We start from the raw sequence: 17,020 nt of genomic DNA on the forward strand, positions 1-17,020 counted from the left end.
AATAGCCCAAAGAATTAAAAATCCTTTTAATTCTAAAGTAAAAGTGCCCGTCTTTCCGCAAGACGGGCACTGTTATACCAGGTGTCTTTTAATTGACACTATCAATAGGATTATAGTTCCTTAGCATTCTTAACTTTCTCATCCGTAATGGCAATATCCAGCACTTCCTGCATATCGGTCACATAATGGAAGGTTAACCCTTTTAGATATTCTTCTTTAATCTCTAGGATATCTTTTCTATTGTCTTCACATAAGATGATTTCTTTGATCCTTGCTCTTTTGGCCGCCAAAATCTTCTCTTTAATCCCCCCTACAGGCAATACCTTGCCTCTTAGGGTTATTTCTCCCGTCATAGCAATGCTCTTCTTTATCTTTCTTTGGGTAAACAAAGAGACCAAAGAGGTTAGCATTGTAATACCCGCACTGGGTCCATCTTTAGGAGTGGCTCCTTCTGGCACGTGAATATGTACATTGTACTGATCAAAAACCTCTGGATCTATGCCATACCGCTCACTGTTAGACTTTATGAACTCCATGGCAATTGTAGCAGACTCCTTCATTACCTTTCCTAAATTTCCAGTAATATTAAGGGTCCCTTTCCCTTTAGAAAGGATAGATTCTATAAATAGAATATCTCCACCTACACTGGTCCAAGCTAAGCCTGTAACCACTCCGGCTACATCGTTGTTTTCATATTTATCTCTTTCCATCCTAGCAGGACCTAAGATTTTTTCTACATCCTCATTGCTCACCTTCACATTGTACTCCTCTTCCATGGCAATGGATTTGGCCGCATTTCTTACCATCTTAGCCACCATCTTTTCCAAGGAACGCACTCCAGATTCGCGCGTGTATCCCTCTACAATTTTCTCTAACTGGACTTTCCCAATTTTAAGATCTTTTGTACTAAGACCGTGTTCTTTTAATTGTTTTGGCAATAAGTGTCTCTTGGCAATCTCCACCTTTTCCTCAATGGTATACCCAGTTACATTTATTATTTCCATACGATCTCTAAGCGCAGGTTGGATAGTAGACAAATTATTAGCCGTTGCAATAAACATCACCTTGGAAAGGTCATATCCAACCTCTAGGAAATTGTCATGGAATTCGTTGTTCTGCTCCGGATCTAACACCTCCAACATGGCAGAGGAAGGATCTCCTTGATTACTGCTAGACAATTTGTCTATTTCGTCCAAGATAAACACGGGGTTAGATTTCCCGGCCTTTTTTAAACTCTGAATAATCCTACCAGGCATGGCACCAATATAGGTTTTTCTATGACCACGAATCTCAGCTTCATCCCTGAGTCCACCTAAGGAAATACGCACATATTCCCTACCTAGTGCCTCTGCTACAGATTTCCCTAAAGAGGTTTTACCAACCCCTGGAGGTCCATAGAGACAAAGTATGGGCGATTTCATATCGTTACGCAGTTTTAATACCGCCAAATATTCTATGATTCGCCTCTTAACGTCCTCCAATCCGTAATGGTCCCTATCCAATATTCTCTGGGCCCTTTTAAGATCGAATTTATCCTTGGAGAATTCATTCCACGGGAGGTCTAGAAAGAGATCTAAATAATTTCGCTGGATGGAATATTCCGCTACTTGCGGATTCATTCGCTGCAGTTTAGATACTTCCTTATCGAAATGTTCTGCAACCGCTTCACTCCATTTTTTCGTTTTTGCTTTGATCCGCATTTCGTCCACTTCCTGCTCATAGGAAATTCCCCCAAGCTCTTCCTGGATGGTCTTCATTTGCTGATGCAGATAATATTCGCGTTGCTGTTGGTCCATATCACTACGAACTTTGGACTGAATATCAATTTTCAATTCCAGTTTCTGCAGCTCTACATTCATATATTTCAAGGTGGCCAACGCCCTTTCCTTTAAGTCGCCAATCTCCAAAAGCTCTTGCTTTTCCTGTACACTTAAATTAAGATTGGAGGAGATGAAATTGATTAAAAATGAATCGCTCTGGATATTTTTAATCGCAAAGGACGCCTCGCTGGGAATATTGGGATTATCCCGAATAATCTGTAGGGACAACTCCTTAATAGAATCTATAATTGCCCTAAACTCCTTATTCTCCCTATCTGGTCTCACTTCCTTGGTCTCACGTACCGTAGCCGTCATATAAGGCTCTTCCGTAAGCACCTCTGCCACTTCAAATCGCTTTTTACCCTGAATGATTACCGTGGTATTACCGTCTGGCATTTGCAATACCCTCAAAATTCTGGCTACGGTTCCCAAGGTATTGATATCCTTTACTCCAGGATTTTCTGTTTCCTCGTCCTTTTGAGAAACTACGCCAATTACCTTTGAACCGTTATTGGCATCTTTTATAAGATTGATAGACTTATCCCTCCCAGCCGTAATGGGTATAACCACCCCAGGAAACAAAACGGTATTCCTCAATGGCAGAATGGGCAAGGTGTTAGGCAAACTTTCATTGTTTATTTCTTCCTCATCCTCCGCTGTCATTAACGGAATTAATTCTGCACCTTCATCGATTCCTTGCAATGACATAGTGTCAAATTTTATATTCTTCAAATTACCCATATTTTATTTTCGGTCATTCTGTCACTAAGTTTTCAACAGAATTCTATTTCACATTAGACGTTAATTATCCGCCAAACCCCTATACAACCTATGAGTCTAGCATTTTCTTTAAATTATTCTCATCCTTATTTGGGCAATTCCTATGCCAATAAATAAAAACTTTGCAAATAAACTGTAACAATCCCTAAATTACTACATCTTTTAATAAAGTTGAATACTTTTTGAGCCTAGAAAGAAAACATATTAACACCTTGTTGCAACAGTGTTTAAACGGGGATACGTCTGCCCAAATGGAGGTCTACGACCGCTATTACCAAGGCATGTACAACGTTGCCTATAGAATAGTTAAGCAACCAGCCCTAGCAGAGGATGTTATGCAAGAGTCTTTCCTAAGCGCTTTTACAAAACTGGAAAGCTTTAAAGGCGAAGTGAGTTTTGGGGCATGGTTAAAACGAATAGTCATCAACAACAGCATTCAGGAGTACCGAAAGATGATAAAAAAACAAGAGGTTGCCCTAGACCCAGTATTGTACAAGGTAGAAGACAACGAGGGTTATGTAGCGGACCCTGGGGATGTAGACTTAAAGGCACAACACGTTATAAAAACAATGGACCTCTTAAATGAAAAATATAAGCTTGCACTAACCCTGCATTTAATTGAAGGCTACGATTACGAGGAAATAAGTGACATTATGCAGCTAAGCTATGCCAACTGCAGAACTATTATTTCCAGGGCCAAGAGCAGCCTAAGACAAAAACTAACAGCTGTAACATGACAGAAAAGGACAACATAGAGCAATTATTTGAACAACTTAAAGGCAAGCTAGACACCCAGGAACCCGCCATTGGGCACCGGGAGCGTTTTATGGCCAAGCTAGAGACACTCCCCAAGAAACAGTCCAGAATAAAAAAAGATAGCACTTGGTGGAAGCCCTTGGCCATTGCAGCCTCGCTGTTGCTATTGTTTTCCTTGGCCTTAAATTTTTATAACCGCCCTACCACCATGGAGCAACAGCTTTCCAAGATTTCCCCAGAGGCAGTGAATTCCCAATATTACTTTACTAGCCTGATTGAGGAACAAGTAAAAACTTTACAAAATGAGCGCGGGCCGGAGACCGATAAAATGATCAACGATGTAATGTCCCAACTTAACACCTTGGAAAATGATTATAAAAAATTGGAGCAAGACCTTATAAACGGAGGAAACACCAAGTTGATATTAAGTGCCATGATCGGAAATTTTCAAACCAGGATTGGATTGTTGAATGAGGTAATAAAACAACTAGAAGAAATAAAATCATTAAAAACCCAACAACATGAGAACAGTATTATCTAAAAACATCCTAGCTATATTATTGGCTATCCCCATTTTCACTTACGCCACTGACGGAATTCAGGGAGGTAAGTACAGCAAAGAAAAGACCATCAAGAAAGAATATTCGGTAAATTCCGACGCCTTACTGAAGGTAAAAAATCGCTATGGAAATTTAAACATCACCTCTTGGAACGAAAATCGGGTTCTAATTCAAGTTCAAATAAAGACCACAGGGGACAACGAGGAAAAGGTGCAACGCAAGTTGGACGATATCGATATCCAATTTGAAAATTCTAAATCAAGGATATCTGCAACCACGGTATTCAATCAATCCAAAAGCAAATGGAGCTGGGGCTGGGGAAACAACAACAATGTAAATATGCAGGTAAATTACACCATCAAAATCCCAATAAAAAACAGCGTTGATCTCAATAATGACTATGGCAACATTCTGTTAGACAGAATAGATGGGCACGCTACTATTAACTGTGACTATGGCAGGTTAGAGATTGGGGAATTACATGGAAGAAACAATGAATTATCCTTTGACTATACTTCCCGCTCTACTATAGAATATATGAAAAGTGGCAGCATTAAAGCAGATTATTCAGATTTCACCATATCTAAAGCGGGCGATCTCCGCATTTCCGCAGACTACACCAATACCAAGGTAGGTATCATGGAAAACCTCACCTTTAACAATGATTATGGCAAATTGGAAATTGGGGAGGTAGGAAATGTGGAAGGTAATGGGGATTACGTCACCATAGCGTTGGGAAGAGTCCATGGAAACCTAGATCTAAAGTCGAGTTACGGGGCTATAAAAATAGATGAAATAACCCCTAAAGCAGGCAACCTACAATTGCAATCCTCCTATACCGGCATTACTATCGGCTATGCGGCAAATTATCATTTTAATTTTGAGATAGAAGCTTCCTATGCTGGTCTACGTGGGCAGAATCATTTAACGATGGAGGTGAGCACGGAAAAATCTACCGAGAAATACTACAAGGGATATTACGGGAAACCAAGCAGCGGAAAATCTGTTTTCATCAGCAGTAAATATGGTGGAATTTCCCTAAAGAAAAACCAATAACCAATTGGAATGAAACCCCTTAACGCAGTATTGGGCGGGATTAAAATTTCCGCCCTTTATTTACTCTGGTCAATAGAAAGGCACCTAGGAGAAATAATGCCCCTAAAAACATAATAGCATTCCGCATACTGCCGGTAGCTTGGGCGATGTATCCGTAAATTAAAGTACCTATCACAATACCGATTTTCTCTGCCACATCGTAAAAACTAAAGAAGGAGGCAGTATCGGTGGTATCTGGAAGGAATTTGGAATAGGTAGAACGGGACAGCGCCTGTATCCCACCCATTACCAAGCCCACACACCCAGCTGCTATATAAAATTCGGTAGGGGTAATTACGAAATATGCATAAAAACAAATGGCCAACCAGAGTAAGTTAACAATGATCAAGGTCTTAATATTTCCCAGCCTCCCAGATAACTTGGCCGTAACGGTAGCACCCAAGATGGCCACCAACTGAATTACCAGAATACTGATAATCAGCCCCATGGATCGCTCCTTATCTCCTCCCCATGCTATCTCTTCCTCCGCAAAATAAGTAGCAATTAGCATTACCGTTTGTACGGCCATACTATATACAAAGAAGGCAGCCAAATACCTTTTTAACCGCATCCGATGTCCCATTTGGCGCCAAACCTCCTTTAGCTCCCTAAAACCATTGAGCACCACATTAGGTCGATTTCCTTCTTTCCGATACCCCTTAGGTAAATAATAAAAGGTGTACTGGGCAAAGCCAACCCACCAAATCCCCACAGTAAGAAAAGAATACCGCATCGCCTTCACCTCTGCAATTCCCGCTTCGTTAGAGGTTATTCCAAACCATGAGGGCTTCATTACCATTGCCAAATTAAAGAGCAAGAGTAGAACGCTCCCCACATATCCTAGCGAAAACCCCTTGGCACTTATAGCATCCTGTTGCTCTGGGAAGGAAATATCGGGTAAATAAGAATTATAAATAGCCATACTGACCCAAAACCCTACCAAACCGAAAAAGTAACAACTAAGACTGATATAAATATGGTCTAATGAAAACCAATACAGTCCAATACAGGAGAGCGCTCCCAGATAGCAGAAAAACTTCATAAACAGCTTCTTATTACCCAAATAATCTGCAATCCCGGAAATAAAAGGGGTAATTAAGGCTATAAATAAAAAGGCGGCGGAGGTTACGTAACTAATTAGGGGAGCACGCGCTATTTCCCCTCCAAATACCACTACTTTCTCCACATCTGCCATCCGGAAAAGAATGCCATAGAAGATGGGAAATATAGCCGATGTAATCACCAGGCTATAGACCGAGTTTGCCCAGTCGTAAAATGCCCAGGCGTTCAATAATTTTTTACTGCCTTTTTCTAGCTGTTTATTCTTCATTTTTGGCATAAAAAAAGCCGCTCTATGGAGCGGCTCCCCAATTTTTATACGGGCAATATATTACATTATATGCTATTATTGAAAGCTTGTAACCCCAAATTTAGCAGCTTCCTGCTTGGCTAGGGGCGCCCATTCCGTAAGGTTCCTAATTCTGGTCTCATTGGAGGGGTGGGTACTTAAAAATTCTGGAGGAGCTGCTCCGCCATGCTCCTTCATTCTCCTCCATAGCTCAGCTGCCTCATCTGGGTTATAACCCGCTATGGCCATAATTTGAAGTCCTATACGGTCTGCCTCGGTTTCATGACTCCTACTAAAAGGCAACATTACTCCTACCTGCGAGCCAATACCGTAGGCCTGATTGAACAATTGTCTTTTTTCTGGATCTTGGATAGCCACATTCCCCGCTACAGCTCCCAATTGCTGTAAGGTACCTGCACTCATCCGCTGTGCTCCATGATTGGCCAAGGCGTGGGCCACCTCGTGTCCCATTACAACGGCAACTCCTGTTTCCCCTTTACAAATAGGTAAAATACCGGTATAGAAAACAATTTTCCCCCCTGGCATACACCAGGCGTTTACTGTTTCGTCCTCTACCAACTTGTATTCCCATTTATAATCTTTCAGGTAGCCTGGATATCCATTTGCGGTTAGCCAGCGCTCCGCGGCAGCTGCTATTCGCTGTCCTGTTTTTTTGATCATAGTGGCATCTGCGGTTCCTGTAACCACCTTATGTTCTTTTAAAAACTCCTCATATTGAGCAAAGGCCATTGGAAATATCTGACTATTCCCATAAAAGTTCAACACTTTCTGCCCTGTAAACGGATTTGTTTTACAGGCCAAGACGCCAAAAAACACGGCTATTATAAGTATAATCTTCCTCATGGTATTCTGTATTATTTTTTTCGAAATTTACATAAAAATTAAGCTCCAAGAAGATGCAAAACAGTAAAATCTTTGCTTATATGAATATGCATATTATCGTTTATCCCTAGGTTTTCGGTATCCATTTGCTCACCATCTACCCAAACCTCCATAATTTTAAAAGGCAAGCCATGGAAATTAAGTCTAAAGGTTTCGTAGGGTGTAATATACGTCCCTTCCTTAAACTGCTGAATAATCAATTCTTGATCTTTACCCCGAAAGTGGAAATTCCGTAGACTAAACCTTCCTTTTTTATAATCGTAGCCATCCTGGGCATCCTCGTATACAGTAGAGGTTTCCACCCCATTCTTATAATAGACCTCTAAAACAAGCTCTTCAATCTCCAGTTCCCCTACGTATTGCTGAACTGGATATTTTGGAATAATAGCACCTTCCTTTACAAAAACCGGTATTTTTTCCAATTTGGCATCAATCCAATTTTCCATTCCCCCGGCCATCACCTCATCTGTCCAATAATCATACCAAGTGCCCCTAGGAAAATACATCCTGCGTCCCAAGGCGTTTGGTTCTTGCACGGGACACACCAATATTTGCTCCCCAAAAATAAACTCGTCCATCCTGAAATGGGTCTGGGGATCTTCTTGGTCAAAATATACCAAGGGTTTAATCATGGGCGTTCCTTCCTTAACATATTTATGGAACATGGTATACAAATACGGTAGAAGTTGATAGCGAAGTTCTATATATTTCCGCACAATCTTAGTAACCTCATCGCTAAAGGACCAAGGCTCTTGGTCGCCATGGTCTCCACTACTATGCACTCTGCAAAAAGGGTGAAACACGCCTAATTGCACCCATCTTGCAAACAGCTCTCCCGTGGGGTGTTCCGCAAAACCACCAATATCCGATCCCACAAAGGAATATCCGCTCATACACATCCTTTGCACCTGCACATTCGCTATCCATAAATGTTCCCAGGTAGCCACATTATCCCCAGTCCACGTAGAAGAATAACGTTGTGTACCCGCATAAGCGGCTCTGGTGATTACAAAAGGCCTTTTGGGGTAAACATATTTCTTAATCCCCTCATAGGAAGCCCTTACCATTTGCATCCCATAAATATTATGGGCTTTGCGATGCGAGCAAGGGTGGCCATCAAAATTATGCCTTGTATCCAAGGGAGCGGTTTTAGTAGGAACATCCATGACAGCAGGTTCGTTCATATCGTTCCATACCGCATGTACTCCAATTTCCTTGAACATTTCCTTGTAAAGACCACCCCACCATTCCCTTACCTCGGGATTGGTGAAATCTGGAAAATTACATTCCCCCGGCCATACTTTTCCTTTCATAAGGGCCCCATCGGCACGCTTACAGAAATAATCCTTGGCTATCGCCTCTTGATAGACCCAATAATCCTTGTCTATTTTTATCCCTGGATCTATCATCACCACTGTCTTAAACCCGTCTTTTTCCAAATCCGAGACCATTTGTTTGGGGTTTGGAAAATACTTTTTATCCCAAGTAAAACAGCGGAATCCGTCCATATAATCTATATCCAAATAAAGTCCGTCACAGGGAATTCTCAACTTTCTAAACTTTGCCGCCAACTCCCTTACTTTGTTCTCTGGATAATAGCTCCACTTGGATTGATGGAATCCCAGTGCCCATAAGGGCGGTAATTCTGGCGTACCGGTAAGGTTCGTATAGCCTTTTACAACATGAGCAAAAGTAGGACCATAGAAAAAATAGTAGTTCATCTCCCCCCCATCTGCCCAAAAGCTAGTTACATTTCTCCGCTCATGTGCAAAATCGAACCCAGTTTTAAAAGTATTGTCAAAGAAAATACCATAGGCCTTTTCGTTGTGCAAGCCGATATAAAATGGAATTGCCTTATATAGCGGGTCTTGATCTTTACCATAGGCATACTGGTCCGTTACCCAATTAGTAAGTTGCTTGCCTTTTAGATTACTGTGGGTTGCCTTATCTCCCAGCCCGTAGAAGCTTTCCGCATGTTGGCAGATTTTGCTCATTTTTACGGTATTCCCACCGAATTCATAATTTTCTTCCCAATGAAAACCCAGTTCGTCCTCATTGAGGATAAAGCCATCTAGGTCCGATATTTGTGTCCTTAAGGTCTTTTTATCTACCAATATAGTAAGCTTGGCAGTGTGCACCAGGTATTCCGTTTCCGTTTCTGCTATCTCCAACTTATTATATCCCAAGCTAGCGTTCTCGCTTATAGCATAGGAAAAATCGGGCTCAAAAACATTTTCGGTGGCATACCTAAACCTGCAGATACTATCGCGTAGAACGGTAATTTCCAGAATAACTCCGTTTAAGGTGGTGAAGTATAGCTTTTCTGCATCCCTATTAAAATCGACAATTGAATTGGGATATAGATTTCCTTTATATTCTAATTTGGTACTAGTTATCATGAACTTGTAGTTTAAGAAGGTACAAAAAAAGAATTTCCCGTATTATTTACGATATGACTCTTCCCTGTATTTTTCAGAAGTGCATTGGTCATCTTTTATTTGGTAAAAACCACCATCCCCAGCGGCGGAATGGAAATTTCCACAGATCTTTCATAACCATGCCATGGAATCTTAGCGATTTTCACACTCCCGTTCGTAATCCCGGACCCACCGTATTCCTTGCCATCGCTATTAAACACCTCCTTTAAGGATCCAGTTACTGGAACCCCCATTCTATATTTCTGTTGGGGAGTAGGCGTAAAATTACAGGCTATATATAGATCTTTTTCCGAATCGTGTCCTTTTCTGATATACGTGAGGACGGAATTTTCATGATCGCCATAATCGATCCATTGAAATCCTTCTGCACTAAATTGCTTTTCATAGAGCGCCGGACGATCGCGATACAGCCCGTTTAAGTCCCTCACTAGATTTTGTATGCCCTTGTGAAAATCGAATTGCAACAGGTGCCAGTCCAAACTATTTTGGAAATTCCATTCGGAAGATTGACCAAATTCGCCTCCCATAAATATTAAATTGGCGCCTGGATGGGTATACATATAGCCAAATAGCAATCTTAAATTCGCAAAACGTTGCCATTCGTCCCCTGGCATTCTATATAAAAGTGACTGCTTACCATAGACTACCTCATCATGAGAGAAAGGCAGCATAAAATTTTCAGTAAAGGCATAGGTTGCGCTAAAGGTTAGGTCGTTTTGATGGAACTTTCGATATAAGGGATCTTTCTTAAAGTATTCCAAGGTATCGTGCATCCATCCCATCATCCATTTCATCCCAAAGCCCAGTCCGCCAATATTTACTGGCTTGGAAACCATGGGGAAGGAAGTAGACTCCTCGGCAATCATTTGAATGCCCTCAAAATTGGAATACACGGTTTCATTTAACTCTCGAATAAAGGATATGGCCTCCAAATTTTCATTATTCCCGTAGATATTGGGTTCCCACTCCCCTTCTTCCCTAGAATAATCTAGGTACAACATAGAAGCAACGGCATCTACTCGTAGGCCATCAATATGATAATGATCTAACCAATACATGGCGTTGCTAATGAGAAAGGCTCGCACCTCATTCCGGCCATAATTAAAGATTAAACTCTTCCAGTCTGGATGATATCCCTTACGCCTATCGGGGTGCTCATAGAGATGGGACCCGTCAAAAAATCCAAGTCCGTGGGCATCTTCAGGAAAATGGGAGGGCACCCAATCCAAGATTACCCCTATATCATTTTGATGTAAGGTATCTACCAAAAATTTAAAATCTTCCGCCTTTCCAAATCGAGAGGTGGGAGCAAAATATCCGGTTAATTGGTAGCCCCAGGAGGGATCATAGGGATATTCCATGATAGGCATGAATTCTACATGGGTAAACTTCATTTCCTTTACATATTCTACCAGATCGACCGCCAATTCTCTGTAGGACATAAACTTGTTGTCCGATTTCCTTTTCCAAGACCCCAGATGCACTTCATAGACTGCAAAGGGACTATCCAAGGAATTCTTTTCTTTTCTACTTCCCATCCAGTTCCCGTCTTTCCAATCGTGATTAGCCTCCCAAACGATAGAAGCTGTTCTTGGAGGGTGTTCACTACTTTTTGCAAAGGGATCTGCTTTTTCTGTAACCACGCCGTGGTTATTAGAGTGGATACAATATTTATATAAGGTACCTGCTCCCAATTTTGGAATAAAACCTTCCCAGATGCCACTACCATCCCAACGTACGTGAAGTTGATGTTCTGCATCATTCCAACTATTAAAATCACCTACTACAGAGACCGATCTCGCCGTAGGGGCCCAAACCGCAAAATAGGTTCCTTTTACCCCATCTACTTCCAGCACATGGGAGCCTAACTTCTCATAAAGTTTAAAGTGTTTCCCCGCCTTAAACAGGTCTATATCAAAATCCGAAAATAAACTATGGGTTACTACCTTGGTCATGATTGTGTTATTTAGTTCAAATATAGGTAACTTCGGCAAGTGTCCTCTATATTGCAGCCTTTTTATTACCACTTACCTAGCTTACAAGTATAATTATAAAATGTGGAACGATTTTTGAAACTCACTTGAAACATACATTGATAAACAGTCTTTATACTAAACCTTAAATTTAATATTATGAAAAAATTAGGCTTACTACTAGGAACATTCGTTGCATTATTTTTTATGGCCTGTGAAGGACCGGCAGGACCTCCAGGTTTCGATGGCTTCGACGGGATAGATGGAGAAGATGGAAAAGATGGTGTGAATATATTGGGTACCGTAATAGATATTGAAGGGGATTTTACTGCTAGCAATGATTACTTAATAGACTACACCTTTCCACAAACCGTGGAGGTCTTTGAGACCGATGTAGTATTGGTGTACTTGCTATGGGAACAGCTCCCAGATGGCAACAACCCACCAATAGATGTATGGCGATTATTGCCACAGACCCTACTCTTGGATCAAGGCATACTACAATATAACTATGACCACACCTTTCTTGACGTGAATATTTTCTTGGAGGCAGATTTTGACTTATCCACCCTTTCCCCGGCAGATACTCAAGGACAGGTGTTTAGAATAGCCATCCTACCTGCGGACAAATTATCTGGTGCAAAACTAGACAAATCGAATATTAACGCAGTGATGAATTTCCTAGGGGTCACCGAAAAAGAAGTGCAACGGGTTAAAATAAATTAACCGTCCTTAAATGAATGGAATTTCGAAACAGGCTCTTGATTTTTTTTTTAAAAACTCGGGCCTTTTTTTGTTGCTAAAAAGATTACTGTCCCCTATATGCTAAATACACCTTTGAAAGCAAAGGCCCCGTACCTCGTCTAACTTAAAAAAGAATCCCCATGAAAAGACTACTGTTTGCAATTTGCATTGTTTTTATAGGATGTAAGGGAACTTCCCAAGAAAAGGAAGCTTCCAAAACAACGGCTGTTCCACAGCAGGAAAGTTTTACCATCAACAAGACGGAGGCCGAATGGCGGGAACAACTTACAGACATGGAATTTTATGTACTGCGCAAAGCGGGCACCGAGAGCCCGGGATCTAGCCCCTTGCTACACCTTAAAGAGGAAGGGGTCTATACCTGTAAGGCCTGTGGAACGGAACTCTATAGCAGCGAGCATAAATTTGATTCGGGAACCGGATGGCCTAGTTTTGATAGGGAAATAAAAGGAAATGTGGCTTTTGGGGTAGACCACCTTATAGGCTATGCACGTACCGAGGTGCTCTGTGCCACCTGCGGGGGGCACTTAGGTCATGTATTTAACGATGGCCCTAGGGAAACTACAGGGAAACGTCATTGCATTAATGGGATTGCCCTTAAGTTTAAACCTGCCCAATAGTAAAGTCTGGAGTCCGTTAAAAAAATCTATTTCTGCCAGAGAAAACCTTGGTGCACGGTAGAAACTAGGGCCTATTCCTATACCAAGGTCTAATAATACTCCCAACTATTTTACAGGGGAACTATCCTCTATAGCACACTTAAACACGATTTAAAATGTTGGTCGACTTAATTTACCATTAATTTGAAATGGCATCTGTGGGAATTCGGGATGGTTTTGTAACTTTGCCACTTTATTATACAGTTATCAAAAAAAACAAATAGATGAGCAATTTCGATATTATTGTGTTAGGTAGTGGCCCAGGAGGTTATGTAACCGCCATTAGAGCTTCCCAATTAGGATTTAAGACTGCCATTGTAGAAAAGGAAAACCTAGGTGGTGTATGTTTAAATTGGGGTTGTATCCCTACCAAAGCGCTATTGAAATCGGCTCAGGTATTTGAATACCTACAGCACGCTAGCGACTACGGCTTAATGGCCGAAGGAGTGGATAAGGATTTTGGTGCTGTGGTTAAAAGGAGTCGTAACGTAGCCGACGGCATGAGCAAGGGTGTTCAATTTTTGATGAAAAAGAACAAGATTGAAGTCATTAACGGATATGGTACCTTAAAGCCCGGTAAAAAAGTTAGCGTAAAATCTGCTGATGGAAAGGAGACCGAATACTCCGCCAAACATATTATTATTGCCACTGGGGCAAGAAGTAGGGAACTTCCCAGCTTACCACAAGACGGCAAGAAAATTATTGGCTACCGCGAGGCAATGATGATGGAAAAACAACCCAAAAAGTTGTTGGTAGTTGGTAGTGGTGCTATCGGCATAGAATTTGCCTACTTCTACAATGCTATGGGCACAGAAGTAACTGTGGTAGAGTTTCTCCCTAATGTAGTGCCTGTAGAGGATGAAGAAGTATCCAAGCAATTGGAGCGTAGCCTTAAGAAAGCAGGAATTAAAATTATGACTTCTTCCGAGGTTACCAAGGTAGACACTTCCGGTGAGGGAGTAAAAGCTACGGTTAAAACCGCCAAAGGAGATAAGGTTTTGGAGGCCGATGTGGTACTATCTGCAGTTGGTATCAAGTCCAATATAGAAAACATAGGTTTAGAAGAAGTAGGAATCGCAACGGATAGGGACAAAATCCTAGTAAACGATTATTACCAGACCAATATACCAGGTTACTACGCCATTGGGGACGTAGTTCCAGGACAGGCATTGGCTCACGTTGCTTCGGCAGAAGGGATCCTTTGCGTGGAAAAGTTGGCAGACATGCATGTAGAACCTTTGGATTATGGTAATATCCCTGGTTGTACTTACTGTTCTCCAGAAATTGCTTCTGTTGGACTTACGGAAAAACAGGCAATTGAAAAAGGCTACGATATTAAAGTTGGTAAATTCCCATTCTCTGCAAGTGGAAAAGCTGCTGCATCTGGAGAGAAGGACGGATTTGTAAAAGTGATATTCGATGCCAAATACGGGGAGTGGTTAGGTTGCCATATGATTGGTGCCGGAGTTACCGATATGATCGCAGAAGCAGTAGTAGCCAGAAAGCTAGAAACTACCGGTCATGAGGTTCTTAAAGCCGTACACCCACACCCAACCATGAGTGAAGCTGTTATGGAAGCCGTAGCAGACGCTTATGGGGAAGTAATCCATTTATAAAATTAACGCGAAGGAAGTTGATTTCCTTTGCCCATTTTGGCCCTGACAGGTTTCTAAGCTTGTCAGGGCCATCTATAATACACCAATGGACCAGCAGGGTTCAATAAAAATAAATTGAGATGTTAAAAGCTTTTAGTATTACCGCTATTCTTGAAGGAGTTTCCTATTTAATGCTTTTTGGTTTGGGTATGCCATTGAAATATTTGGCGCAAATGCCAGAACCAAACATTTATATTGGCTACGCGCATGGCTTTCTTTTTATTGCCTATGTAGCCTTGGCCGTATTGCTCACCATGGAGCGAAAATGGGGTTTTAAAATGTTTTCTATCTTTTTTATTGCTTCCCTTCTTCCCTTTGGCACCTTCTACGTAGACAAGAAGTACCTAAAGCCAATGATGGCTGCTGGGTAGTAATCAGTGAAAAGTGGGCAGTGTTGTACGTCCCTGATATAGGTTGACCACTTAACTCTGGCATTATATTCCTAGGCAATTTTGCGATTTTGTTTAGTATCCAGTGTAGCGCCATTACCGTCAATTTTTGCTGCGGACCAAATGCCGTTTTAGGCTATAGGCAATAAGCTATTAGCTAATCTTTAAATTCGGATTAGTCCGGCCGAGCTAGCTACTTAAACTTTGCACCTTGAACCTTGACCTATTGATGGGCATTCCCCTAGCGGGGCGCTCTTTCCATTATACCTCCTGACGGCCGGCAGGTCTTTTTTGGGAAGTCTTTCTACCCTATAAACGCTGCCTTCTTCTATTCGTTGCGTTTTCAAGATACCTACAAGAACGTAAAAGCTTGTTTTATAAGGGTCAAACCACCCATTGCTACATTGGTTCATTGGTAAATTGTTACATTATTCCCTCCCCCCCCATTTCCAAATTAACACATTAGCAAATCTCCAAATGAAACCCATTGCTACATTTCCTCATTGGTAAATCGGTACATTGGTACAATAGTAAAAGTAGTGAGTATTGAGATTTGAGTATTGAGATTGGGCGGAATCTACTGTTAACAATACAACCTAGAAATCATGCTTATTGATAATATGGTGCCAAGGGAATTTCCCAATAAACAACCTAATGCATATTCACATTGGTACACTGGTACACTGGTACATTGATAAATCAGCACATTGGCACATTGGCACATTGGCAAATCTCCAAATTAGCACCCTTACTTCTCCAAAAAGCTCTCTATAGCCAAATCGTACCCTTTAAGTCCAAATCCAAGGATTACCCCTTCCGCAACCGGAGAGATATAGGATACATGCCTAAAGTCTTCGCGACCAAAGGTATTGCTGATATGCACCTCCACCACAGGGGTTTCAATTCCCTTAATGGCATCTCCTATGCCAATGGAAGTGTGGGTGTAGGCCCCGGCATTTAGAATAATTCCTTTGTACCCCTCAAAACCACATTCGTGCAGCTTGGAAATTAGCTCCCCTTCAATATTGGACTGGTAATACTCCAATTGCACATCTTTAAACTTAAATTGTAGTTCAGAAAAATATTCCTCAAAAGTGGTTTTGCCATAGACTTCAGGCTCCCTTTTCCCCAAAAGATTAAGATTGGGACCGTTTATAATAATTATCTTCATGGGATAAAAATAGGTAAATGTAGGGCATAAAAAAAGAGGACTAAAAGTATTCTTTAATCCTCTTTCTTGAAAGTTATATTAAATTAAAGGGTAAACAACACCCCTAGCGTAAGGGTAGACCAATTTATCCCATCCATGCTAATTCCAGTATAGGAAAAATTCAACTCCATAGCAGATCCAACACTATAACCTACCAAGGGACGGTAGTAGAATCCACCATCATTTCCATCACTTATCCCTATGGCATACCCAAGATCGGCACCGAAGGAAAAACTATCCCCAGCCAAAAAGCGTCCTGAAGCCGCCACAGGCAGAAATTGAACATCATCAAAGTCTACGGTCATAGAGCTTCCTCCAGAAGTAAAAGTTTCACTTTTTCCAAATGAATTAGTGAATCCTGTTGCAACACCAGCCATAAAGCTATCTGCAACTTCCCAATGGTAGGCTACATCTAAACCGATACTAAAGCTAGAGAAATCTGCTGCATCCCCTACAGGTAATCCAAGGTGTGCTCCTGCCTTAAAACCTTCCTGGGCGTGTACACTAAACCCAAACAATGCCATAACGGCCACTAGAAACATTCTTTTCATAATTATAAATTTTCGTTAATTAAGAAAACGGAAGTATTCTGCGTATATTATAAATATCAATAAAATACTTAAGAAAAGTAAGATTTAACCTGCGTTTTAAACAAATGGAGCAGTAAGGACA

At 41.3% G+C, this 17,020-nt stretch carries 14 protein-coding genes; 7 read left to right on the forward strand and 7 right to left on the reverse strand.

Annotation, left to right across the window (positions count from 1 at the left end; genetic code table 11):
* Positions 1-110: 110 nt before the first annotated feature.
* Positions 111-2,561, reverse strand: a complete 2,451-nt coding sequence (gene lon, locus F1E73_RS00315; protein ID WP_150450816.1) for an endopeptidase La — start codon at positions 2,559-2,561, stop codon at positions 111-113.
* A gap of 221 nt (positions 2,562-2,782) precedes the next feature.
* On the opposite strand from lon, the gene F1E73_RS00320 reads away from it, so the two are divergent.
* The 3 genes from F1E73_RS00320 to F1E73_RS00330 are packed head-to-tail and all read left to right on the forward strand — an operon-like array spanning position 2,783 to position 4,972.
* On the forward strand, positions 2,783-3,337 hold the full coding sequence (locus F1E73_RS00320; RefSeq protein ID WP_150450817.1) for an RNA polymerase sigma factor: 555 nt from the start codon (positions 2,783-2,785) through the stop codon (positions 3,335-3,337).
* On the forward strand, positions 3,334-3,897 hold the full coding sequence (locus F1E73_RS00325) for a hypothetical protein (RefSeq protein WP_086477253.1): 564 nt from the start codon (positions 3,334-3,336) through the stop codon (positions 3,895-3,897). The genes F1E73_RS00320 and F1E73_RS00325 overlap by 4 nt, the downstream gene beginning before the upstream one ends.
* A complete protein-coding gene (locus tag F1E73_RS00330) occupies positions 3,878-4,972 on the forward strand; it encodes a DUF4097 family beta strand repeat-containing protein (protein ID WP_150450818.1) in 1,095 nt (364 codons plus the stop codon). The genes F1E73_RS00325 and F1E73_RS00330 overlap by 20 nt, the downstream gene beginning before the upstream one ends.
* Before the next feature lie 40 nt (positions 4,973-5,012).
* Here F1E73_RS00330 and F1E73_RS00335 read toward each other — a convergent pair whose 3' ends face one another.
* The 4 genes from F1E73_RS00335 to glgB form a co-directional block, all read right to left on the reverse strand.
* The gene (locus F1E73_RS00335; protein WP_086477320.1) at positions 5,013-6,341 is read right to left on the reverse strand and encodes an MFS transporter; all 1,329 of its coding nucleotides are present in this window, start codon (positions 6,339-6,341) and stop codon (positions 5,013-5,015) included.
* A gap of 75 nt (positions 6,342-6,416) precedes the next feature.
* Positions 6,417-7,223: a M48 family metallopeptidase gene (locus F1E73_RS00340; protein WP_086477251.1), complete on the reverse strand. Its 807-nt coding sequence runs from the start codon at positions 7,221-7,223 to the stop codon at positions 6,417-6,419.
* 38 nt (positions 7,224-7,261) lie between these two features.
* Positions 7,262-9,661 (reverse strand): glycoside hydrolase family 31 protein, encoded by a 2,400-nt coding sequence (locus F1E73_RS00345; RefSeq protein ID WP_150450819.1) that lies wholly within the window; start codon positions 9,659-9,661, stop codon positions 7,262-7,264.
* Positions 9,662-9,756: 95 nt separating this feature from the next.
* A complete protein-coding gene (glgB, locus tag F1E73_RS00350) occupies positions 9,757-11,655 on the reverse strand; it encodes a 1,4-alpha-glucan branching protein GlgB (RefSeq protein WP_086477249.1) in 1,899 nt (632 codons plus the stop codon).
* Positions 11,656-11,832: 177 nt separating this feature from the next.
* Between glgB and F1E73_RS00355 the strand changes: the two genes are divergently transcribed.
* The 4 genes from F1E73_RS00355 (at position 11,833) to F1E73_RS00370 (ending at position 15,120) form a co-directional block, all read left to right on the forward strand.
* Positions 11,833-12,399 carry a collagen-like protein gene (locus tag F1E73_RS00355; RefSeq protein ID WP_086477248.1) on the forward strand — a complete coding sequence of 189 codons (567 nt, stop codon included), beginning with the start codon at positions 11,833-11,835 and terminating at the stop codon, positions 12,397-12,399.
* A gap of 158 nt (positions 12,400-12,557) precedes the next feature.
* A complete protein-coding gene (gene msrB / locus F1E73_RS00360; protein ID WP_086477247.1) occupies positions 12,558-13,055 on the forward strand; it encodes a peptide-methionine (R)-S-oxide reductase MsrB in 498 nt (165 codons plus the stop codon).
* Between the two features lie 263 nt (positions 13,056-13,318).
* Positions 13,319-14,710, forward strand: coding sequence for a dihydrolipoyl dehydrogenase (gene lpdA, locus F1E73_RS00365; protein ID WP_086477246.1), 1,392 nt, complete (start codon positions 13,319-13,321; stop codon positions 14,708-14,710).
* 119 nt (positions 14,711-14,829) lie between these two features.
* On the forward strand, positions 14,830-15,120 hold the full coding sequence (locus F1E73_RS00370; protein ID WP_086477245.1) for a DUF3817 domain-containing protein: 291 nt from the start codon (positions 14,830-14,832) through the stop codon (positions 15,118-15,120).
* 766 nt (positions 15,121-15,886) lie between these two features.
* On the opposite strand, the gene aroQ is transcribed toward F1E73_RS00370, so the two are convergent.
* Complete coding sequence (aroQ, locus tag F1E73_RS00375) at positions 15,887-16,309, reverse strand: type II 3-dehydroquinate dehydratase (protein WP_150450820.1); 423 nt, start codon at positions 16,307-16,309, stop codon at positions 15,887-15,889.
* 83 nt (positions 16,310-16,392) lie between these two features.
* Positions 16,393-16,899: a hypothetical protein gene (locus F1E73_RS00380; protein WP_150450821.1), complete on the reverse strand. Its 507-nt coding sequence runs from the start codon at positions 16,897-16,899 to the stop codon at positions 16,393-16,395.
* Positions 16,900-17,020: the final 121 nt, after the last annotated feature.

This window comes from Arenibacter lacus, from assembly GCF_008711145.1.
GTDB classification, from domain to species: Bacteria; Bacteroidota; Bacteroidia; order Flavobacteriales; family Flavobacteriaceae; genus Arenibacter; species Arenibacter amylolyticus.

Bases quoted from the DNA above. Each gene is read 5' to 3' on its own strand.
- lon (WP_150450816.1), bottom strand. From the start codon at position 2,561: ATGGGTAATTTGAAGAATATAAAATTTGACACTATGTCATTGCAAGGA.
- F1E73_RS00325 (WP_086477253.1), top strand. From the start codon at position 3,334: ATGACAGAAAAGGACAACATAGAGCAATTATTTGAACAACTTAAAGGC.
- F1E73_RS00330 (WP_150450818.1), top strand. From the start codon at position 3,878: ATGAGAACAGTATTATCTAAAAACATCCTAGCTATATTATTGGCTATC.
- F1E73_RS00335 (WP_086477320.1), bottom strand. From the start codon at position 6,341: ATGAAGAATAAACAGCTAGAAAAAGGCAGTAAAAAATTATTGAACGCC.
- F1E73_RS00340 (WP_086477251.1), bottom strand. From the start codon at position 7,223: ATGAGGAAGATTATACTTATAATAGCCGTGTTTTTTGGCGTCTTGGCC.
- F1E73_RS00345 (WP_150450819.1), bottom strand. From the start codon at position 9,661: ATGATAACTAGTACCAAATTAGAATATAAAGGAAATCTATATCCCAAT.
- glgB (WP_086477249.1), bottom strand. From the start codon at position 11,655: ATGACCAAGGTAGTAACCCATAGTTTATTTTCGGATTTTGATATAGAC.
- F1E73_RS00355 (WP_086477248.1), top strand. From the start codon at position 11,833: ATGAAAAAATTAGGCTTACTACTAGGAACATTCGTTGCATTATTTTTT.
- msrB (WP_086477247.1), top strand. From the start codon at position 12,558: ATGAAAAGACTACTGTTTGCAATTTGCATTGTTTTTATAGGATGTAAG.
- lpdA (WP_086477246.1), top strand. From the start codon at position 13,319: ATGAGCAATTTCGATATTATTGTGTTAGGTAGTGGCCCAGGAGGTTAT.
- F1E73_RS00370 (WP_086477245.1), top strand. From the start codon at position 14,830: ATGTTAAAAGCTTTTAGTATTACCGCTATTCTTGAAGGAGTTTCCTAT.
- aroQ (WP_150450820.1), bottom strand. From the start codon at position 16,309: ATGAAGATAATTATTATAAACGGTCCCAATCTTAATCTTTTGGGGAAA.
- F1E73_RS00380 (WP_150450821.1), bottom strand. From the start codon at position 16,899: ATGAAAAGAATGTTTCTAGTGGCCGTTATGGCATTGTTTGGGTTTAGT.